The 21136-nt window shown below is 42.2% G+C and carries 24 protein-coding genes; 18 read left to right on the top strand and 6 right to left on the bottom strand.

Annotated features, from left to right (window positions below; all coding sequences use genetic code 11):
* The first annotated feature begins 154 nt into the window (after positions 1-154).
* From FFM67_RS07840 to FFM67_RS07865, 6 genes are all read left to right on the top strand, one after another.
* The gene (locus tag FFM67_RS07840) at positions 155-469 is read left to right on the top strand and encodes a PTS sugar transporter subunit IIB (protein ID WP_137614023.1); all 315 of its coding nucleotides are present in this window, start codon (positions 155-157) and stop codon (positions 467-469) included.
* A gap of 28 nt (positions 470-497) precedes the next feature.
* Positions 498-1766 carry a PTS sugar transporter subunit IIC gene (locus FFM67_RS07845; RefSeq protein ID WP_170178010.1) on the top strand — a complete coding sequence of 423 codons (1269 nt, stop codon included), beginning with the start codon at positions 498-500 and terminating at the stop codon, positions 1764-1766.
* Between the two features lie 19 nt (positions 1767-1785).
* A complete protein-coding gene (locus FFM67_RS07850; RefSeq protein WP_137614024.1) occupies positions 1786-2127 on the top strand; it encodes a PTS sugar transporter subunit IIA in 342 nt (113 codons plus the stop codon).
* Between the two features lie 9 nt (positions 2128-2136).
* Positions 2137-2937 carry a histidine phosphatase family protein gene (locus tag FFM67_RS07855; RefSeq protein WP_137614025.1) on the top strand — a complete coding sequence of 267 codons (801 nt, stop codon included), beginning with the start codon at positions 2137-2139 and terminating at the stop codon, positions 2935-2937.
* Positions 2938-3010: 73 nt separating this feature from the next.
* Complete coding sequence (locus tag FFM67_RS07860) at positions 3011-4441, top strand: glycoside hydrolase family 1 protein (protein ID WP_137614026.1); 1431 nt, start codon at positions 3011-3013, stop codon at positions 4439-4441.
* Positions 4441-5040, top strand: coding sequence for a DUF6198 family protein (locus FFM67_RS07865; protein ID WP_137614027.1), 600 nt, complete (start codon positions 4441-4443; stop codon positions 5038-5040). Before FFM67_RS07860 ends, FFM67_RS07865 begins: the two co-directional genes overlap by 1 nt.
* A 43-nt stretch (positions 5041-5083) precedes the next feature.
* On the opposite strand, the gene FFM67_RS07870 is transcribed toward FFM67_RS07865, so the two are convergent.
* Positions 5084-5623, bottom strand: coding sequence for a TetR/AcrR family transcriptional regulator (locus FFM67_RS07870; protein ID WP_137614028.1), 540 nt, complete (start codon positions 5621-5623; stop codon positions 5084-5086).
* A 103-nt stretch (positions 5624-5726) separates the two neighbouring features.
* Between FFM67_RS07870 and FFM67_RS07875 the strand changes: the two genes are divergently transcribed.
* The 5 genes from FFM67_RS07875 (at position 5727) to FFM67_RS07895 (ending at position 10511) form a co-directional block, all read left to right on the top strand.
* A complete protein-coding gene (locus FFM67_RS07875) occupies positions 5727-6506 on the top strand; it encodes an SDR family NAD(P)-dependent oxidoreductase (protein ID WP_137614029.1) in 780 nt (259 codons plus the stop codon).
* 383 nt (positions 6507-6889) lie between these two features.
* Positions 6890-8407: a zinc ABC transporter substrate-binding protein AdcA gene (locus FFM67_RS07880; protein ID WP_137614030.1), complete on the top strand. Its 1518-nt coding sequence runs from the start codon at positions 6890-6892 to the stop codon at positions 8405-8407.
* Positions 8408-8424: 17 nt separating this feature from the next.
* On the top strand, positions 8425-8541 hold the full coding sequence (locus FFM67_RS07885) for a putative metal homeostasis protein (protein ID WP_137614031.1): 117 nt from the start codon (positions 8425-8427) through the stop codon (positions 8539-8541).
* 174 nt (positions 8542-8715) lie between these two features.
* Positions 8716-9753, top strand: a complete 1038-nt coding sequence (locus FFM67_RS07890) for a YibE/F family protein (protein ID WP_137614032.1) — start codon at positions 8716-8718, stop codon at positions 9751-9753.
* Positions 9750-10511 carry a YibE/F family protein gene (locus FFM67_RS07895; RefSeq protein WP_137614033.1) on the top strand — a complete coding sequence of 254 codons (762 nt, stop codon included), beginning with the start codon at positions 9750-9752 and terminating at the stop codon, positions 10509-10511. Before FFM67_RS07890 ends, FFM67_RS07895 begins: the two co-directional genes overlap by 4 nt.
* A 56-nt stretch (positions 10512-10567) precedes the next feature.
* On the opposite strand, the gene FFM67_RS07900 is transcribed toward FFM67_RS07895, so the two are convergent.
* The 5 genes from FFM67_RS07900 to FFM67_RS07920 all read right to left on the bottom strand — a co-directional run bounded on the left by FFM67_RS07900 (position 10568) and on the right by FFM67_RS07920 (position 15277).
* Positions 10568-10924, bottom strand: coding sequence for a DUF1667 domain-containing protein (locus FFM67_RS07900; protein WP_137614034.1), 357 nt, complete (start codon positions 10922-10924; stop codon positions 10568-10570).
* A 1-nt stretch (position 10925) separates the two neighbouring features.
* Positions 10926-12182, bottom strand: coding sequence for an NAD(P)/FAD-dependent oxidoreductase (locus tag FFM67_RS07905; RefSeq protein WP_137614035.1), 1257 nt, complete (start codon positions 12180-12182; stop codon positions 10926-10928).
* Between the two features lies 1 nt (position 12183).
* The gene (locus FFM67_RS07910; RefSeq protein WP_137614036.1) at positions 12184-13632 is read right to left on the bottom strand and encodes an NAD(P)/FAD-dependent oxidoreductase; all 1449 of its coding nucleotides are present in this window, start codon (positions 13630-13632) and stop codon (positions 12184-12186) included.
* Positions 13633-13786: 154 nt separating this feature from the next.
* Positions 13787-14356: a glycerol-3-phosphate responsive antiterminator gene (locus tag FFM67_RS07915; RefSeq protein WP_137614037.1), complete on the bottom strand. Its 570-nt coding sequence runs from the start codon at positions 14354-14356 to the stop codon at positions 13787-13789.
* A gap of 156 nt (positions 14357-14512) precedes the next feature.
* The gene (locus FFM67_RS07920) at positions 14513-15277 is read right to left on the bottom strand and encodes a DeoR/GlpR family DNA-binding transcription regulator (protein ID WP_137614038.1); all 765 of its coding nucleotides are present in this window, start codon (positions 15275-15277) and stop codon (positions 14513-14515) included.
* 195 nt (positions 15278-15472) lie between these two features.
* Between FFM67_RS07920 and ulaG the strand changes: the two genes are divergently transcribed.
* The 7 genes from ulaG to FFM67_RS07955 all read left to right on the top strand — a co-directional run bounded on the left by ulaG (position 15473) and on the right by FFM67_RS07955 (position 21136).
* Positions 15473-16540: an L-ascorbate 6-phosphate lactonase gene (gene ulaG, locus FFM67_RS07925; protein WP_137614039.1), complete on the top strand. Its 1068-nt coding sequence runs from the start codon at positions 15473-15475 to the stop codon at positions 16538-16540.
* Between the two features lie 18 nt (positions 16541-16558).
* Positions 16559-17023, top strand: coding sequence for a PTS sugar transporter subunit IIA (locus FFM67_RS07930; protein ID WP_137614040.1), 465 nt, complete (start codon positions 16559-16561; stop codon positions 17021-17023).
* A gap of 73 nt (positions 17024-17096) precedes the next feature.
* Positions 17097-18584 (top strand): PTS ascorbate transporter subunit IIC, encoded by a 1488-nt coding sequence (ulaA, locus tag FFM67_RS07935; protein WP_137614041.1) that lies wholly within the window; start codon positions 17097-17099, stop codon positions 18582-18584.
* Positions 18585-18613: 29 nt separating this feature from the next.
* Positions 18614-18916 (top strand): PTS sugar transporter subunit IIB, encoded by a 303-nt coding sequence (locus tag FFM67_RS07940; RefSeq protein ID WP_137614042.1) that lies wholly within the window; start codon positions 18614-18616, stop codon positions 18914-18916.
* Positions 18917-18928: 12 nt separating this feature from the next.
* Positions 18929-19570 (top strand): 3-keto-L-gulonate-6-phosphate decarboxylase UlaD, encoded by a 642-nt coding sequence (locus FFM67_RS07945; protein ID WP_137614043.1) that lies wholly within the window; start codon positions 18929-18931, stop codon positions 19568-19570.
* A gap of 2 nt (positions 19571-19572) precedes the next feature.
* The gene (locus FFM67_RS07950) at positions 19573-20433 is read left to right on the top strand and encodes an L-ribulose-5-phosphate 3-epimerase (RefSeq protein WP_137614044.1); all 861 of its coding nucleotides are present in this window, start codon (positions 19573-19575) and stop codon (positions 20431-20433) included.
* Entirely contained in the window at positions 20423-21136 is a 714-nt protein-coding gene (locus tag FFM67_RS07955; protein WP_137614045.1) for an L-ribulose-5-phosphate 4-epimerase, read from the top strand. Before FFM67_RS07950 ends, FFM67_RS07955 begins: the two co-directional genes overlap by 11 nt.

Here is a 21136-nt window from a genome sequence, read left to right on the forward strand (position 1 = left end):
TCTTTATTATAACGTGAAAACGTTCTTAAAAAAATAGGTATTTGCACCACCTCCGTGCAACAGTCTAGTTGAGAGGAAAATAGAAATTTTGCAATAATAAGGGTGTAAAAGAGATCAGCACAGACACAAAAAACATATTTAGGAGGAATTAATAATGGAAACAGTCAATATTTTATTATGTTGTGGTGCCGGGATGTCTAGTGGATTTTTAGCCCAAAAAACTAGAAAGGCCGCAAAAAAAAGAAAAATCTCAGGTTCGATCGATGCCCGTAGTGAAAGTGAAGTGGCTTCGTATCTAAATTCCATCGACATCTTACTTTTAGGCCCCCATTACGCGTCATTCAAAGAAGAGATGGCGGAACAAGCAGCACCTCACAACGTGGTGGTAGATGTGATCCCGCAAGATATTTACGGCATGTTAGATGGTGAAGGATTGTTGGACTTTGCGATTAGTAAATTAGAAAAATAGAGCAAATTAAACAAGGAGGAAGAGCAAAATGAAAAAATTTATGGATTGGTTGGCAAACTCCTTTGCGCCTAAAGCAAAGAAACTGACGCAAATGCCTTCCGTCGCGGGACTATCCAGTGCCATGCAGAAGTTGATTCCGTTTATTATGACCGGTTCGATCGTCTTCTTTTATAACGTGTTCCGTTCGTACATTCCACAGTTACCGGATTTAGGCAATATTTCAAATTATTCATTTGGCATGATCGGGTTAATTGCCGCCTTCATGGTTGCGAACCAATACATGGAAAAATTCAAGCATCAAAATTACAGTATCACTGCCGGAATCGTTTCGGTCTGTGTCTTAATGATGACCTTACATCCAGTAGGGGCAAAAGAAGGCGTCTTCGATATGGGACGGGTGGGACCGACCGGGATTTTGATTGGGGTGATCGTTGGGGCGATCGTCAGTGTAATCTTTCATAATTTCAGCAAATTGCACCTGTTACAAAATTCCGAATTACCGGATTTTGTGATTGAGTGGATCAATAATATCATTCCAATTTTCTTGAGCTTAGCATTATGGTCCACCTTGATCTTCAGTTTCAAGATCGATGTCTTCGAAGTAATCATCAACCTGTTTGAACCAATTCAAAACTTTGGTCAATCTTTACCAGGTCTGATTTTACTGGTTCTGATTCCAGCTTTCTTCTATTCAATGGGAATCTCTACTTGGCTGTGGTCAGCGATTCAGAACCCGATTTTTATCGCTGGAATTGCGGCGAATGCCTTAGCCCTTAAGGGAGGCGATACGGGGATGAACATCGTGACGAATGAAACAGTTTACAGCTTAGGGTTGATCATGATGGGTGGTACGGGAGCAACACTGACACTGAATTTATTGATGTGCTTCTCGAAAGCGAAAAAATTAAAAACCTTAGGCCGAATCTGTATTGGTCCTTCGATCTTCAATATTAATGAACCGATCGTCTTCAGTGCACCGGTCGTAATGAATCCTATCTTGATGATGCCGATGTGGATCAATTCTATTACTGGGAGCTGTGTCGTATGGTTTGCGATGCGAGGTGGCCTGCTGAATATTCCACAAGATTTGATGCAAGTCGCTCAGATTCCGGCGCCAATCTCCAGTGTTATGATCTTACAGGATTTCCGTGCGGTACTGTGGTATGCCTTATTATTCGCGCTGTATCTAGTTACTTGGTACCCATTCTTCAAAGTTTATGAAAAAGAAGTCTTAGCGGAAGAAGTCAAAGAAGAAAAATTGGGGGAAGAATTCACTGCCCCAGTTGAAGCAATCTAAAAAATGAGGTGTAAAAAAAATGATGGAAGAAACAGAAGTGCTAGAAGAAAATGAATTGATTCCAGTGTCAATGCAGATCATCCTGCATGCCGGCAATGGTCGAACGAAAGCCCAAGAAGCAATCCAATTTGCAAAACTAAAGGATTTTGAATCGGCACGAACAGCATTAAAAGAAGCTAAAGACAATATCGTGTTAGCCCACCGCTCGCAAACCGAAGTCATCCAAAATGAGGCAGCGGGAAAAAGTTATCAACCTTGTTTACTCTTTACCCATGCACAAGACCACTTAATGACGATTACCAGCGAAGTGAATATGACGAGAGATTTGGTTGATCTATTTGAACTAGCACTAGAAAAGTAGGAGACCTTAATGAAGAAAAAAATAATAGGAATAGTCTCGCTGTTGAGTATTTTACTGGCAATCATCGTTGCCGGTACCAGTGGCGCAAATGAAGGGCTTGCCAAAGAATCCAAGCAGTCTAAAGAAACGACGATCTACTTAGTTAGACATGGGAAAACCTGGTTCAATACGCAAAACCAAGTCCAAGGCTTTAGCGATAGTCTGCTGACTGAAGAAGGGGAAACTCAGGCCAAATTAGTCGGCGAAGGCCTAGAAGAAGTCAAATTCACCGCTGCCTACTCCAGTGATTTGGGGCGCCAGCGTAAGACTGCCCAGCTGATCTTGGCTCAAAACGGAAATAAGATCCCACCGATTGTTGAAAATAAAGGATTTAGAGAAAAAAACTTTGGTGGCTTTGAAGGACAGTCCAACGACGACATGAATCTTGCGGTTGCGAAAGCATTGAATTTAGACTATCCCGAAGGTAGCGATGAATTGTGGGATTTCTTGAAGGACCAACTAACCGAGGAAGAATTAGCCAATAAAGTCGCAGATGTTGACCCGACAAAAACGGCTGAAACGTATGACCAAATGAAGCAGCGGGTAGAAAAAGCGATGCCTCAAGTCATGAAAAAAGCCGCCAAAAAAGGTGGAAACGTGTTGATTGTTTCGTCGGGTGGCATTATTCCAATCTTGTTGGAAAGTGTTGCACCAGGGAAATATCAAGGCGAAAAAATTGCGAATTGCAGTGTGACGACTTTGACTTATAAAGATGGCGTATACGCCGTCAAGAAGATTGGCGATACCCATTTTGTCGATCAAAAAGAATAACCGATATAAAACCTGAAGCAGTCCGTTATTGACTCATCCTTCAGTTTTAAATAAAAGATGAGGAGCGAAAGAGATGAATAATGCATTTCCAAAAGACTTCCTGTGGGGAGCAGCAACTAGCGCGTATCAAGTAGAAGGCGCAGCACAAGAGGATGGGAAAGGACTATCCCAACAAGATATTATCAATTCTGAACGACACGAAAAATTCGGCTTTGCCGATGCTAGTGTTGCCAGTGATCATTACCATAAATACAAAGAGGACATTGCTTTATTCAAAGAAATGGGTTTTACGAGTTATCGCTTTTCCATTGCGTGGTCACGGATCTTCCCTAATGGAGATGATGTGGTTAACGAAGCAGGAATTCAATTTTATCGTGATTTGATCAATGAATTGAAGGCAAACGATATCGAACCGATTCCGACGCTTTATCACTATGACTTGCCATGGCCGTTAGTCGAAAAATATGGCGGCTGGTTATCACGAGAAGTAGTGAAGGATTTTGAAGTATTCGCTAAATATGTCATCAATGAATTTAAGGACGACATCAAATACTGGATCACGATCAATGAGCAAAGTATCATCGTACAGTATTGGACACAAAAGTGTTATGTACTACCGGAATATCAAGACGACAATCAATTACGTTATCAAATCAATCACCACATGAATCTTGCTCAAGCTGTTGCGGTAAAACTAGCTCATGAAGCGGGTGCATTAGCAGGTCCAGCTTTAGGGTACGCACCTGTTTATGCCCGTACTTGTAAACCGGAAGACCAACTAGCGGCCCTGAACGCCAATGATTTGCGGAATGCGTATTATCTAGATGTTTACTTCCGCGGTTACTACAATGTTGCCGCCTTAACGTATTTACAAAAAGCCGGTTTAGCACCGAAAATGGAAGCCGGTGATGAAGAATTTTTCGCAGAAAATTTGTCTGACTTCTTTGCAATTAATTATTATGATAGCCAATGTGCGCATGCTTGTCCGGAAGGCGAGGAGCGACGCTGGTCTGGTTATAATATCTCTGGGAAAAAAGGCGATATGTCTGGTTTTGAGACCCATCCAGGTTTTTATCAAATGTGTGCGAATCCTGAGCTTAGAACAACAGATTGGGATTGGGCGATTGATCCAATCGGCTTGGAATATGTTTACCGGGATCTGTATACGCGCTACCGCGTGCCATTTATGATTACTGAAAATGGGTTAGGTGCCTATGATGAGCTGACGCCAGACGGGAAAGTCCATGATGATTATCGGATCGAGTATCTTCGTGAACATATTCAAGCCACGAAACGCGCGATGGATATGGGAGTTGAAGTTGTCGGCTACATGCCTTGGTCAGCGATCGATTTATTGTCTACTAGTAACGGCTACAAAAAACGTTATGGCCTAGTCTATATCGATCGTACCGATGATGATGTGAAGGAGTGTAAACGAATCCGCAAAGATTCTTTCTACTGGTATAAAGACGTGATCGCTTCAAACGGCGCCAAATTGGATTAATGAAGATGACCGTAAAAAATCTGATTTCTGTTTTGGGCTCGGCGTTAGTTGGTGTCGGCGTTGGTCTTTGTGTCGTCACCGGGTTAGGCGCCGATGCGCTAGGTGTTTTGTGGGAAGGGCTGACACAACATTTACCGCTGACAGTCGGTCAGGCTTCTCTCGTTGTTACGGGCACTTGTCTAGTGATCGTGGCATTGATTGATAAAAAAGAACTGGGCTTAGCAACTCTATTAAATCCCTTAGCTACTAGTCTGTTGACCGATTTGATCATCAAGCATGTCACGCTTGAAGGACCGACCGTTCTGAAACTACTGATCGTCATACTAGGAATTTCCTTTATTGGTATTGGATCAGGGATTGCGGCGGCGACGAATGCCGGAAAAGAAAGCTACATCGCTTTGAGCTTTGCATTAAGTAAGCGGCTATCAAAGGATTTAGCCAAAGTTCGTATGAGCCTCGATTGTATTTGTTTTCTAACCGGAATGATTCTAGGAGGAAAATTTATGATTGGTCCGATCGTTGGTGTGTTATTGATTGGCCCGCTGCTGAAAGCTACGAGTCAGTATTGTGGGAAAAAGATGCAGCCATTGTTAGGGTAAGAAAAAGCGATTAAAATCGGAAAGATTTTAATCGCTTTTTGCGTTACTCAAAATTTTTTTTCACCAAGGCCCAAACGAGTTCAAATTGCTCCTGAAAATGTTCATCCCAACGGATCGCATAGGCGGGGGCTGAAAAATACATAAAGGACAATAAAATCCCAATCGTAAACTCTTCATCCTTTCCGGTTGCGGTCATAAAGCTTTCACCTAGATCTCGTGCGTGTCTTTGATAGGCAGACAAGTCTTGCTCGATGTAGGTCGTATAGACCAAAAACATCTCAGGATTCTGCTGCTTCGCTTGGCGTTTTCCATCTGCTAACGCCCACAGCCAGTCGTGGGCAATGACAGAAACGTCGTCATAAGAAGAAGTGTCAAAAGGAAGAATCGCAATCAATTGCTGGTCCAGCCATTTCATCGCTAATTCAGTCCAGAGGGCCTTTTTATTGGGAAAATATTTATAAAGGGCGGCATGGCTGACGCCTAATGCACCACCGACATCATTCAACGATATTTTAATATTTTGTTTTTGTTCAACTAGGTCGAACGCGGTTTGTAAGATTAATTCTTTTGATAGAGTAGTCATGCATTGATTTTAGCAGAAGTTACATTAATTGACAAATGTAACCAACCGGTTTATAGTGACGTAGTGAGTTACAAAAATAAAAAAATGTAAATGAGGAATTTAAATGAAATTAGAAAATAATACCGTGCTTATTACCGGAGGAACCTCAGGACTCGGTTTAGGCCTAGCCCAAGCTCTTTTAAAGCATAATACCGTGATCGTTACTTCTCGCCGTCCGGCGGTGATTGAGCAAGTAACGGCTGAAAATCCTGGATTGATCGGTTATCCAGTCGATGTCAGCGATCTAGCCAGTGTTGAGCGTTTAAAAGAAAGGATTCTAAACGAACATCCGACACTAAATATGGTGATTAATTCGGCTGGAATTATGCAAAGCGTGAATTTTTTTGACGCGGCTGCTCCGTTGTCGAAAGAAATCGAAACCAATTTAATTGGAACGATCAATGTCGATAAAGTTTTTCTGCCATTGTTGGCACAGCAACCCGAAGCAACATTGGTGAATATTACTTCTGGGCTGGCTTATGTGGCGAGTACGGCTAATCCGATTTATTCCGCTAGTAAATCTGGAGTGGGCGCATTGACCGAAGCGATTCGCGGCCAAGCCGATTATTTTGGACATGAAAAGCTGCATGTCATTCAAGTTGCACCACCCTTAGTTTCAGAGACCAATTTGAATCCAGCGATGCATGAAAATGGTGAAAAGAATCCGTTGAATATGAAACTAGCGGATTTTGTTCCACTGGTGATTAAAGGAATCGAAAAAGATAAAGCAGTTATTAATCCCGGTCCTAGTAAATTATTGAATATCATTGGTCGATTCGCTCCAATGGCGTTACGTATAGGGGCGATGAAAGGTTCAATGGCGACCGAATTCGTAAAAAAATAAAGTGAATGTAAAGCCCTTAAGAGCAAAAAATCTTAAGGGCTTTTTTAGCGTTAAATTGGAAACAAGAGGCACGAACACTTAAGAAAGCTAAAAATGAAGCGATATTCACATGAATGAAATTTCATGTTATTTTATATTGACAGCTCTTTTCTTGGATGGTAAAGTATCGTTAACTAATCGTAATTATTACGTTTTGTGTAACGCGAATAGGAGGGCATAAACAAGGTAATACTGCTGTTCATAGTCTTGGAGATTTCATGCACTTAGTGATCATGGACTGCTTATTTTATGATTGCCTAACGATTCGTTGTAATTTTTAATTGTGAAGTCGATTTAGTGGATGAACGTCAGCGGTAAAAATAGTTTTAAGAAAGAGGTTGGGAATGAAGAAGTTAGGGTTAGTTTTGTTTAGTATAGGAGCGTTGATCGGTCTGGCTGGGTGCAAAGAGAATAATCAAGCGGCGACCAAAAGCAAAAATGATAAGCTGCAGATCGTTGCGACCTTTTATCCGATGTATGATTTTACTAAAAATATCGTGGGTGATGAAGCGGAGGTGTCCTTATTGATGCCAGCTGGAACGGAGCCTCATGATTACGAGCCTTCCGCTAGAGATTTGGCGAAGATCACAGATGCCGATGCATTTATTTATCATAATGAAAATATGGAAATGTGGGTACCCAAAGCAATCAAATCGTGGGAAAAAGGCTCACCGAATATTGTTGAAGGCACAAAAGGGATGCTGCTACTTCCAGGTGAAGAAGAACATGGGCATAGTCACGAAGAAGGGCATCCCCATGCGTTGGACCCCCATACTTGGGTATCGCCTTATCGAGCAATCCAAGAAGTGGAATCAATCAAAGAGCAGTTGAGTGCACTTTATCCAGAAAAAAAGGCCGTCTTTGAAGTCAATGCAAAAAAATATTTAGCCGAGCTTGAGGCCTTGGATAAAAGCTATACAACAACTTTACAAGCGGCGAAGCAAAAGAATTTTGTTACCCAGCATACCGCCTTTAGTTATTTGGCGCTGGATTATGGCTTGAATCAAGTTGGTATCTCTGGGATCAATCCGGATCAAGAGCCGGACCCTTCGCGAATTGCGGAATTAAAACACTATGTCGAAGAAAATCAAATCCGCTATATTTATTCAGAGAATACCAATCAAGGCAAAGTGGCCCAAACTTTGGTGGACGAGACAAAGGTAAAACTAGCTGTCTTGAATCCGTTAGAAAGTCTGACTAAAAAGCAGCTAGACGCCGGAGAAAATTATTTGTCGATCATGGAGCAAAATCTGTCAGCTTTGAAGAAAACCACTAGCGTCGCCGGAAAAGCGATTCAACCGGAGCATGCAGCAAAATCGGAAGAAACGATCTATCACGGCTATTTCAAGGATTCACAAGTAAAGGACCGTCCGTTGTCAGATTTTAATGGGAAGTGGCAATCGGTCTATCCGCTTTTGGAAAAAGGTGACTTAGATCAAGTATTCGATTATAAAGCTAAATTGACTAACGATAAGACCGCAGCAGAATACAAAGAGTATTACGAAACAGGGTATCAAACGGACGTTGAACAACTCACGATCAAAGGTGATCAGATTGATTTTATAGTGGCGGGTCAGCATCATCAATACAAATATGAAGCGATCGGTTATAAAATTTTAAACTATGCTAAAGGCAATCGCGGGGTACGCTTCACCTTTGAGACAAAAGATCCCGCTGCGGGTAAGTATAAATATGTTCAGTTTAGTGATCATGGGATCGCACCAGGTAAGTCGTCACACTTCCATCTGTATGTTGGAGGCGAGAGTCAGGCTGCCTTATACGAAGAATTAGACAACTGGCCGACCTATTATCCGCAGTCTATGAGTAGTCAAGCGATTGCGCAGGAAATGTTGGCCCATTAATCAAGGAGGGGAGCGACTTGGAAAAAACGGATTTGGCAAGTGCCTATCGTCGTTTAAAAAGTCCCAATATCAAAACCCGTAAACGCGCGTTAAAAATCATCAAGGCCGTGAAACGTGGACAACTAAAGAAATAAAAATCCTGGAGCTGCGCAAGGTCAAAGCGCAGCTCCTTTTTTGTGGCTTACTTTGGAAGGAAGCTGCGTATTCAAAGAATTAACTAAAATTGGCCCAATCAGCGTTATCCATTCGCTTCTGCTTATTCACAAATGCTAGAATGAAGAAAGTAGCTATATTTAAGGAGGTCTGCCATGAAGAAAAAGCTGGTATATGTAATTGCATTTGCTGGAATCCTTCTGCTTGGCTTAGTGATTCAGGCGAAAAGCAGTATATTTTATTCAGAAGCAGTTATAAAAGTGGAACAGGTGACGCAAGAGGGAAATAGACAAACCATCTCTGGAACGCTGCTGAATCGTAGCGGACAGGCAACAGTAGAGATGGACTATCATGAAAATGAAGCTGTACATCCTTTGTATCGCCAAGGCGAGCAACTGATTGTTCGAAAGCTTGGCAGCCAGTGGCAAGTGCTTTCACTAAAACGCGATGGCTATGTATTTATGTTGCTGGCTTTATTCGTTTGGTTGGTGCTGCTGATCAGTGGCAAGGGCGGAATTTCCACGTTGCTGGGCTTAGCGCTGAATAGTTTTTTATTGGTGGGCTTTTTGTGGGTGCATCAGGCGAGTCAATGGTCGTTGCTAGTATTAATGAGTGTCTATACGGTTGTGGCGGTTGTTGTGGCGATGGGAACATCCTATGGCTTTAGAAATTTAGATGTAAGGAAGCTTTTAGGTACCTTAATGAGTGTCTTTCTCGCTTTTTTTATTTGTTTACTGGCGATGCATTGGTTGAAGGACGACGGCTTACGCTATGAAGAGCTGCAGTTTATTACGCGGCCGTACCGTTCGGTTTTCTTAGGTGGCTTATTGATTGGTGCGATTGGTGCCAGTATGGATAACGTGGTGACGATTATCTCCAGCCTAGATGAAATCAGAGAAAAAAATCCACAACTGCCTTTGAAACAGCTGCTGCATTCAGGTCAGCAGATTGCTCAAGATACAGCCTCATCCATGATCAATGTCTTGATGTTTGCGTATCTCAGTGGGGCGATTCCGGCATTTGTTTTCTATATTGCCAATGGCTGGAATTTTGCAGATGTTATGGGAATGCACTTATCACTAGAAATTTTGCGTACATTGTGTGGCGGCTTCGCGATCGTTTTATCTGTACCGCTGGCATTAGCGGCTTTTGGTGTGGCTGAAGGGATTCAGGAGAGGAGGCAGACTAAATGAATGTACTGCTCGTTCTTACGTTACTGTTAGTGGGCTTAGTTGTTTTGGTTTTTAAGCGAAGCTCGATCTATATGATCACCGGCACCTTCGCGAATTTCTGCTTGTTTCTTTTGCTGTTGTTTCTGTTGAGCCACAATGTTCCGGTATATCCAGTGACGTTTTTGATTTTTCTTGGGGTAACGCTGGTGACCTTGTTCTACATCAATGACGTCAATCAAAAAACCAAAGCCGCTTTTCTTTGTGTGCTGTGTTTCTTGCTTGTTTTTACACTGGTCTCCCAGACTTTCATTCAGGTATTGCAGGTCCATGGCTTTGCCCTTGAAGAATTGGATGAATTGCAAATGATGGATTTGTCGGTTGATGTTCCTTTTTCAGCGTTAAATCGTTCGATCATTTTAATGAGCTTTTCTGGTGCGGTGATTGACAGTAGTATGGCGGTTAGTAGCTCGACGTATGAAATTTTTTCCCAGACGGCTGATCTAACCTTTAAGGAATTGTGGCATTCCAGTATGAAGGTAGTACAAGCGATCTTAAGTTCAACGATCAATACGTTGCTTTTTGCTTTTATGGGATCGAGTCTGGCTTTGATCATTTGGATTCAGGATTTAAAGTATTCCTTTTTAGAAGTGATCAACTCCAAGGCCTTCGTGGGTGAATTGCTGATCAGCATTTTGACAAGTAGCGCTGCGGTAATTATTTTACCGCTAACGGCGCTGGCTGCCAGTTATCTCTTTTATAACCGCTATTTCCTAAAATAATCGACAAAAACTCGCTCAGACGTAGAAGAAGCATACGTCTAAGCGAGTTTTTGTCACTAAATTCCTGGCAAATTACTAGTAGCGACTAGATCGACTCCCGTATCCAGCAGATTTTCTACTACGACATCGCCGATCGAGACCGGTGCTTGTAAGCGCACACGGTTAATGATCTTCATGGCGTCTTTGACCGAACCTTTTGGGATGCCATCCGCGGTTTTGACCGAACAGCGGGCCGATTTTGTTCCTGTGTTGACGACGACCGTGGAAGTCACGACCCGGATTGGATTTGTTGCTTCGGCTTTGCCGTATTTCACGCCTTTATTGCAGCTATTGCCGCTGACCTGATATTCATTTTCTTCATCGACGCTTAAATGACAGCCTTTTGGGCACATAATACAAATAAATTTTTTCATGTTAGTGAACCTCCTGTACAGAGATTTCAATTTCATTATTGTTGATCTTATCAATCACTTTTTTAGAGACATTGATTTTTTCTAATTCACCTGGAATAAGGTAGCTTTTTTTCTTTTGGGCTAAGATTTCGCCGTGAGAACTGATGGTGATCTGACAGTCGTCAAACACTTGATTGACTCTGAAAAACATTTCGACTTTGCGGTCGACATTTTCTTCCCGAATTTTTTGTGGTACAACATAAGAAACATGTTCGCCGTTTTTAACGATCAAACTATTGTCGTCCTCTTTTTTGGGTTGAAGAATATACTGAGCTGCAGCAGTTCCAGCCCGCTCGCTTTCCGCTGTTACAAAATCGACGAGATCATGGACGTGAACCACATTGCCACAAGCAAAAATCCCCGGAACCTGCGTCTCCATGTTTTCATATACGACCGCACCGTGAGTCCGATTATCTAAAGGCACACCAGCCCCGCGACTCAATTCATTTTCAGGGATCAGTCCCACCGATAATAAAATTGTGTCACATTCAAAGGTTTGCTCAGTTCCTGGAATCGGTTGTCGTTTTTCATCTACTTCAGAGACAACGACTGCTTCGACCCGGCTTTTTCCTCGGACATCGGTAATAGTATGGGAAAGCAGCAAAGGAATATCGTAATCCTCCAAACATTGCACGATATTTCGAGTCAAACCGCCGGAATAAGGCATCACTTCCACACATGCTAAAACCTCGGCGCCTTCTAAGGTCATGCGGCGAGCCATGATTAAACCAATATCGCCAGAGCCTAAAATGATTACTTTTTTTCCGACCATGTAGCCTTCCATATTGACATAGCGTTGGGCAGTGCCGGCAGTATAGACCCCAGCCGGACGACTGCCGGGAATGCCGATCGCCCCGCGCGTCCGTTCGCGACAGCCCATCGCCAAAATAATGGCTTTACTTTGCAAGATTTGATAACCTTGCTCCTTATTGACGATGTGGACATTTTTGTCTTCCGTGACTTCCAGGACCATTGTATCAAGGCAGACTTGGATCGATGTATCTTCCAACATATCGATAAAACGCTGAGCGTATTCCGGTCCAGTCAATTCGGTTTTAAAATAGGTTAGGCCAAAGCCATTATGGATACACTGATTTAAAATACCGCCTAATTGATGATCCCGTTCAATGATCAAAATGTCTTTCACACCTTGCTTATAGGCTGCTAAAGCAGCAGCTAAACCAGCGGGCCCGCCACCGATGACAATCAATTCATACATTTTAAAACCCTCCCTTCGTTGCTTCGACTAAAATCCTGCTGTCTGCTCGATCCTGTAAAATTTCTAACGGCGACAGGTCTAGCTCATCGGCTAAAATTTCCAATACGCGTGGCCCACAGAAGCCACCTTGGCAGCGTCCCATGCCTGCATGGCAGCGCCGCTTGATGCCGTCTAATGAAGTGGGTTTGATAGGAGAATGGGCAGCGTCTCGAATCTCACCTTCAGTAATGGTCTCGCAACGGCAGATCACATGGCCGTAGGTTGGGTCTTGTTTGATTAACTGATTCTTTTCATCGATGTCTAATTCACGAAAAACAATTCGTTCACGGGTATCAATGAAATCATCCTTTAATGAAAATTTTTGTTGTAGAGACTCTTCCAATAATTCGATTCCGTAAACTGCGATTGCAGGGGCAGAACTTAAGCCTGGTGATTTGATTCCGGCTAAATCGATAAAGCCAGGCAGGGCTTCTTGGATGATAAAATCGTCAATCGTACTATTGGCCCGTACACCAGAAAAATTCCGGATCGACTGGCGGAGATTCAGCTCGGGTACAGATTTTCTCGCCAACTCACCGACTTGCTTTAAGCCATCTGCGGTATTGCCGGTATCACTACCGCTATCTAGGTCAGTTTTTAGCACAGTTTCAGAATTCGGACCAACAATCAAATTCCCATGGACCGTTGGACTGATCAGCACCCCTTTGCCGACGCTGGAAGGACATTGAAAGATGACGTGGTGCACGACTGTGCCTTCTGAACGATCCAATAAATAATATTCCCCCCGCTTTGGAGTGATTTCAAAATTAGGTTCGGCGATCAGGTTATGAATGTCATCTGAATGGACCCCCGCAGCATTGAAAATCGCTTTGGTTTGATAGACGGATTGATTGGTCGTGATCTGATAACCTTCTGGGATTTTTTCGATAGCGGTCACGCGATTATTTAATGCTAGTTGCACACCATTTTTGATGGCGGTTTCAGTTAATGCCAAACAAAGCTCCCATGGATTGACGATCCCTGCGGATGGTGCGTAAAGTGCTCCTAAGGCGTGTTCGGAAAGATTCGGCTCTTTTGTTAGCAGCTCCTTTTGGTCCAGTAGTTCCATGTCGGGGACGCCATTTTCAATTCCTCGTTGATAAAGGTCTTTAAGTAGCAGCAATTCCTCTTCAGAAAAAGCAACGACTAGGGAACCAATGGGATCGTAATGAACGGAAAGCTTTCGACACAACTCCTTTGTACGTTCGACGCCTTCAACATTCAGCTTCGCCATCAATGAGCCAGGCTCTGGATCAAAGCCGGCGTGGATAATAGCGCTGTTGGCCTTTGTTTGCCCCAAACTGACATCATTCTCCGCCTCTAAAACTAGCGTGTTCAGTTGATACTTGCTTAATTCATAAGCGGTCGCCGCACCGACGATCCCGCAACCAATGATAGTGATATCGTACATCGTTATTCCTCCTAATCTAACTCTAGTCACACAAAAAAAGAGTATAAGAAACAGACGCCAATGTTTGTTGACGTTTGTTGCTATACTCTTTTTTAATCTCTAGCACGTATTTGATTACCTGTATTATAACACCATTAATCCTTTACGACAATCTTTAAATCGACCAGACTTGACTGTCCGTAGTGGAAACCGCCAAACTGCCTGCTCCTAGTGCGCCTAAGACATCTTCCTTATCATGAATCAGGCCGCCAACGATCAAAGGTTTGCGGGACTGTTTTACCAAGCCTTTGATAATTTTAGGCGAAACATTGGGTAAAACTTCCACTAGATCCGCCTCTGTTTGTAACAGCTGGCGCTCCACATTGTTTAAGGCAGAGGAGTCCAGTAAAAAAAAACGCTGGATCGCTAATAACTGATGACGTTTGGCATAACGTACGATGGCAGATTTTGTTGAGATAATGCCGTCAAAAGCCGTCTGTTGTTTTATATAATCAATCGCCATTTCATCAGAGGATAATCCTTTCACGAGATCTGCGTGAAGAATCGCAATTTTGCCGTGTTGTTTGATTTTTTCTGAGAGCTCCGGTAGTTGCATTAGGTGGGATTGCAGGACAAATATAACTTCCACTTCGTTCAGTAAGGCGGCGGTCAATTCTTCTTCGCTCTTAATCGCCGCAATCACTGGCGCAATCTCTAATTTTTGATATAAGTCATGAGTATTCATCGCTAAACTCCTTGGTTTTATGACTAAGTCTGTCAGTTCATCTTATTATTATTTTACCACGGAAGAATCCTTAGGAACGCTTATAAAAAAGAATAATGATCGTTTTATTCAAGGAGTGGCCTTTAAGGATACTAGCTGATCCATTTAGCGTGAAGTCTAGTCAACTTGAATGATCTGGACACCCATTTTTGCGATCTCATTTAAAGTTTCGGCAGAGCTGAATTGATCCGTGATCAAATAGTCAAAAACGGAAATGTCAGCGATTTTAAATTTAGAAGTTAATCCTATCTTACGGTAATCTGCGACCAATATTTTACACTTGATGGTTTGGTCGATCATCAGTTCATTAATTTTTGCTTCATTAAGAATTTTAGTTGTGACACCGCTCTCAAGGCTAACACCACTACAGCCGATAATACAAACATCGGCGTTCATTGAAGAAATCGTACCGAGAGCGATGTCGCCGACTAAAGCCTCCTTTGGGAAACGCATTTCGCCGCCAGTCAAGATGTAGTTACAATTATCTTTTCGCGGTGATCCGTTAACCTTCAAATTATTTGTGACGATCGTCAAATAATCCGAGTGGAGAAAATCAATGGTCTGTAAAGCGGTAGAGCTAGAATTAATAAACACTGTATCGTAATCGCTTACATAATTACTAGCTTCTCTGGCGATCAATTGCTTGATCCGAGTGGGACCCGATTGATCAAAATCCATTTTGTTTTGGTAGTTGTAGAGACAATAGCCATATTTACGAATGATATCATTTTTTTCTTCTAATAGATTCAAGTCTCTTCTAATAGTGCTGAGTGAGACATTTAAGGTGTTCGATAATTCAAGCGTCGTCATTTGCTCGTTGCTTTGCAGGATATCGAGGATGTCATTATGACGCTTATTGATAGTTTCGATAGAATTTTTCAATTACTTTCCTCCTGACTAAAGAGTTCTTAAAAAGGCTCCTTGTTCTTATATGAGTCATTATACAAAGAAAATCATAACAAAAGCAAAGAAAGTCATATAAAGTTCAAAGAGTCATATAAAAGGGTTTTCATAACGTTGTTTACGATTTATGATCTAAGTGTAGATCATATCAAAATCATGTTAGGAGAAAAATAAATGAGTAATCACGTTAATGAAGTAACCAAAGAAAGCTGGGTATTATCAACGTTTCCTGAATGGGGAACCTATTTAAACGAAGAGATTGAGGTAGAGCAAGTAAAAGAAGGCACTTTCGCTATGTGGTGGTTAGGTTGTACGGGTATTTGGTTGAAGAGTCATGAAGGTACGAATATTTTATGCGATTTATGGTGTGGTACCGGAAAACGCAGTCATGGAAACGGTATGATGAAAAAAGGTCATCAAATGATGCGTATGAGCGGTGTACAAAAAATGCAGCCGAATTTACGGACACAGCCCTTTGTGATTGATCCTTTTGAAGTCAAAAACGTAGACGCGTTAGTCGTCACTCATATCCATTCAGATCATTTAGACATCAACACGGCGGCGGCGGTTCATCAAAATTGTCCGGAAGCAAAATTTGTCGGGCCAAAAGAAGTTGTCGCTACTTGGTTGAAATGGGGCATCCCAGAAGAAAAAACCATTATCGTCAAACCGGGAGATGAAGTAAAAATCAAAGACATCAATGTCGTTGCGTTAGAAGCCTTTGACCGGACGGCGTTAGTGACTTGTGAAGACTCAGAAGTTACTTTAAAAGGAAAACTGCCACAAGACATGGATGAAATCGCGGTCAATTATTTATTCGAAACATCCGGTGGAAATCTTTATCATGCAGGGGATTCTCATTATTCCAACATGTTCGCAAAACATGGAAACGAGCATAAAATCGATGTTTGTTTAGGCGCTTATGGTGAAAATCCTCGTGGTATCACGGATAAAGTTACTTCTGTCGATATGCTGCGCATGGCGGAATCATTGAACGCCAATGTAGTGATTCCTGTTCACTATGATATTTGGGCGAACTTCATGGCTGATCCGAAAGAAATCACGGAGATTTGGAAATTCAAAAAAGATCGTTTGCAGTATGATTTCAAACCTTATATTTGGCAAGTCGGTGGAAAATTTACTTATCCAACTAATAAGGATGATTTAGAATTTAATTTCTATCGTGGCTTTGAGGATGTTTTTTCCATTGAAAATGATACGCCGTTCCCATCATTCTTATAAGAAGCGAGGTAAAGCAAGATGTTAAAGTATTTTTTCGATAATGATTTAGTGCGATACTCAGACAAGGAGCTGACGGATTGGAAAGACGCCATCAGCGAAAGTTGCCAATTATTAATGCATAAAAAAATCATAGATCAGAAGTATGTAGATGAGATCATCCGCTGTGTTGAAGAGCACGGTCCTTATATCGTGATTGTTCCGGAAGTCGCGATGCCTCATTCGTCAGAAGAGAGCGAAGGCGTTTTTGGAACTGCGATCTCCTTTACTAAGATGAAACAGCCAGTCGTCTTTGACACTCAGGAAGAGGATGAAGAAAAGTCAGCAATTCTATTCTTCACTTTAGCTGCGAAAAATGCGGAAGAGCATATGGAAAATATTCAAAATCTATCAGAGCTGTTAATGACTGAGGGGTTGATCGAAAGCTTGGTTGCGACCAACTCGATCGAAGACTATCAAATGGTGATGACACAATACAACTTATAGCATCTGCTGTTTACTAATCCGCTGGGGTGGGTTAGTAAGCAGTTCACCTTAGGAAAATTAGGAGGAAAAATTAATGGGTGACTTTTTATTAAGTATTTGGACTTATTTTGCCACGAATATTTTAACGCAGCCAGCCTATCTCATTGGTTTCATCGTTTTACTAGGTTACATCCTTTTGAAACGGCCAATTTATGAATGTATCGCGGGATTCCTAAAAGCAACGGTCGGCTATTTTATTTTGTCAGTGGGCTCTGGTGGACTAGTCAACAACTTCCGACCGATCTTAGTTGGGTTGAAGGAACGCTTTAATTTAGACGCGATGGTGACTGATCCTTACTTTGGTCAAAACGCGGTAGATGCTGGTTTGATGAAAACTTTTGGCCGAACCTTTGGTGATGTGATGATTCTATTATTGATTGCCTTTATCATGAATATTTTATTGGTTCGTTTCCAAAAATATACGAAGTTGCGTTCCGTCTTTACGACCGGAAATGTGCAAATTCAACAAGCTGCGACAGCATTCTGGATCTTACTTTTTTGTTTTCCAGATTTAGGACGAGTTGAAGTGTTGGTATTCATGGGTTTGATCTTAGGTTGTTATTGGGCAGTTGCCTCAAATCTGACGGTGGGAATCGCACAAGAATTGACGGAGGGTGCCGGCTTTGCGGTTGCTCATCAACAAATGTTCGGCATTTTTATCTTCGCCAAGTTGGCTGAGTTTATGAAAAAACGGGACGAAAGAAAAAACAAATCGGAAAAAATCGATAAAAAATTGGAAGACATTGAATTACCAGGCTTTCTATCGATCTTTAACGAAAATATGGTGGCTACTTCACTATTGATGCTCTTCTTCTTTGGGATCATCCTGTTAGTATTAGGGAAAGACTATTTGATCCAAGCGGAATTTATGGTAGAAGGCCAGAGCTTCCTGTTTTACATCTTAACGACTTCATTGAATTTCGCCGTCTATTTAGCAATTTTGCAATTAGGTGTGCGGACTTTCGTAGATGAATTGACACAGTCCTTCCAAGGAATCTCCAATACGATCTTGCCAGGTGCAGTACCGGGGATCGACGTTGCGGCGACCTTCGGCTTTGGTTCACCTAATGCAGTGACGATCGGCTTCTTATTCGGAGCGTTAGGACAGTTCTTAATGATTGGCTTGTTGATCTTATTGAAATCACCAACTATTGTTATCGCAGGCTTCATTCCACTGTTTTTCGATAATGCGGTCATCGCCGTCTTTGCCAATAACCGCGGTGGTTTTAAAGCAGCTTGTTTATTCCCATTTCTTTCCGGGATCATTCAAGTCGGTGGTTCAGCGTTATTCGCTACTTGGATCGGTTTATCACAATTTGGTGGCTACTTAGGGATGTTCGACTGGGCAACGGCTTGGCCGCTGTTCACAGTAATCATGAAAGTTCTAGGCTATGTCGGTGTTGCGGTTGTTGTAATTGGTTTATTAATCATTCCGCAATTGCAATATCGGAAAAATCCGGAAGGCTACTTTATGATTGTTGATGACTATGAACAATACGCAGAAAAATTTTTGAATGACTAACCGATTATAAAAATTAGGAGGAATACAAAATGAGAATTTTAGTATCGTGTGCGAATGGATCAGGAACTAGTTTAATGATGATGAGAAGTGTTGAAAAGGCGATGAAGGAATTGAGTGTTCCGATTACGAAAATTCATCATTGTGCGATCTCAGAAGGAAAAAGCTCCGCGAATCAGTACGATGTGGTATTTACCCCGATGAATTTCTTGAACATGTTCGCGCAAGCAGAGAAAAAAGGGATTACGGTAATCGGCATCAAAAATGTGATGTCGGCCAAAGAAATCGGAGAAAAATTTGCTGAATCTGAATTGTATCAAAAAATTAGCAAGTAGAAGGAGTACATCATGAGCAGACCTAATTTACAAATCGCTTTAGACCATAATGATTTAGAGCACGCATTAGCGGACGTTTTCAAAGTTGGCGAAGTCGTTGATATTTTGGAAGTCGGGACGATCCTGTGCTTGCAAGAAGGACAAAAAGCCATTCGTTGTGTTCGAGGCATGTTTCCTAATAAAACAGTCGTAGCTGATACAAAATGCGCCGATGCTGGCGGAACAGTAGCTAAAAATGTGGCAGATGCCGGCGCAGATTTTATGACAGTGATCTGTTGCGCGACGATCCCAACAATGGAAGCCGCCAAAAAAGAAGTCAAAGAGTTGCAAGTCGAGCTATACGGCGATTGGACTTATAAGCAAGCGGAGGCTTGGCGGGAGATCGGTATCAAACAAGCTATTTATCACCAAAGCCGCGATGCCCTATTATCAGGTGAGACTTGGGGTGAAAAAGACCTTTCAAAAGTCAAAAAATTGATTGAGATGGGTTTCAATGTTTCTGTGACGGGCGGACTTGATGTTGATACATTGAAATTATTTGAAGGAATCGATGTCTATACCTTTATTACGGGCCGCGGCATTACTGCTGCTGAAGATCCAGTCAAAGCAGCCGAAGCCTTTAAAAATGAGATTATCCGTATCTGGGGGCAATAATCATGGTACAAATCGGAATCTACGAAAAAGCGTTGCCTCAAGGAATCACTTGGGCTGAGCGTTTTAGTTTAACGCAGGAGCTGGGTTTTGATTTCATTGAAATGTCGATTGATGAGACAGACGAGCGGCTTGCTCGTCTGGATTGGACCGATGAACAAATCGCTCAGTTGCGTGAGGAAATGTTCGCGACGAATATCCGGATCAACTCTATTTGCTTAAGCGGCCATCGGCGATTTCCTTTCGGATCTACCGACTCTGAAAAGCAAAAAAAAGCGCGGATAATTATGAGCAAAGCTATTCGTTTCGCTCATAAATTAAGTATCAAGGTCATTCAAGTTGCTGGTTATGATGTGTATTATGAAAAGAAATCGATCATGTCCCGCGAAGCTTTCATCGAAGGAATGAAGGAAAGCGTCAAGGAAGCTTCTACTTATGGCATTATGCTGTCTGTTGAGATTATGGATGACCCATTCATGAACTCCATTACGAAATTTTTGGAAATCAAGCGACAGATCCATTCGCCGTATTTACAAGTCTATCCTGATTTAGGTAATCTATCGGCTTGGCCAGAAAATAATCCTGCATTGGAATTAGAGCGGGGCATTGATTTTATTACCTCGATCCATTTAAAAGATACGTATCCAGTGACCAACGAATCTGCTGGTCAATTTCGCGATGTGCCTTTCGGCAAGGGTTGTGTCGATTTTCTAGGCTTATTGAAAAACTTAAAACGTTTGGATTACGATGGGACGTTCTTGATCGAAATGTGGAGCGAAAAGAGTCAAGATTTCGAGCAAGATATCCAAGCAGCCAAAGAATATCTTTATCCGAAATTAAAGGAGGCGGGCTATGATGTCGCGTGAACAAATCATCGAAGAAATGAAGCAGCGAGTATTTGCAGCGAATTTAGAACTGCCTCAATATGGATTAGTTAAGCTGACTTGGGGCAATGTCAGCGAGATCAATCGTGAGCTGGGAGTGATCGTGATCAAACCTAGCGGAGTGAAATACGAGAATATGCAGGCCGAGCAAATGGTGGTAACAGATTTATCTGGCAAGGTATTAGACGCAGACAGTATGAATCCTTCGTCAGACCTGCCAACCCATGTTGTATTGTATCAGGCATTCGATTCGATAACATCGATCGTTCACACTCACTCCACCAATTCGGTGATGTGGGCGCAAGCCGGTCGGGATCTGCCAGCTTATGGCACGACTCATGCCGACGCCTTTTATGGAACCGTGCCTTGTACGCGGCAACTGACGGAAGCGGAAGTTTGCGAAGCTTATGAAATCAATACCGGAGAGGTGATCGTTGAGACCTTCAAAGAAAGAAAGATTCAAGCAGAGGAAGTGCCTGGGGTACTAGTCTATGGTCATGGACCTTTTACATGGGGCGATTCACCGATGAAAGCAGTGGAGAATAGTTTGATTTTAGATGAGATCTGCTTGATGGCGAAGGAAAATGAACAGATCAATCCAAAAATCACGGCAATTCCACAATACTTACTAGACAAGCATTACTTCAGAAAACATGGAGCCGCAGCCTATTACGGGCAGGGCTAA

Origin of the sequence: Enterococcus viikkiensis, from assembly GCF_005405345.1 — a bacterium.
Classification (GTDB): Bacteria; Bacillota; Bacilli; order Lactobacillales; family Enterococcaceae; genus Enterococcus_A; species Enterococcus_A viikkiensis.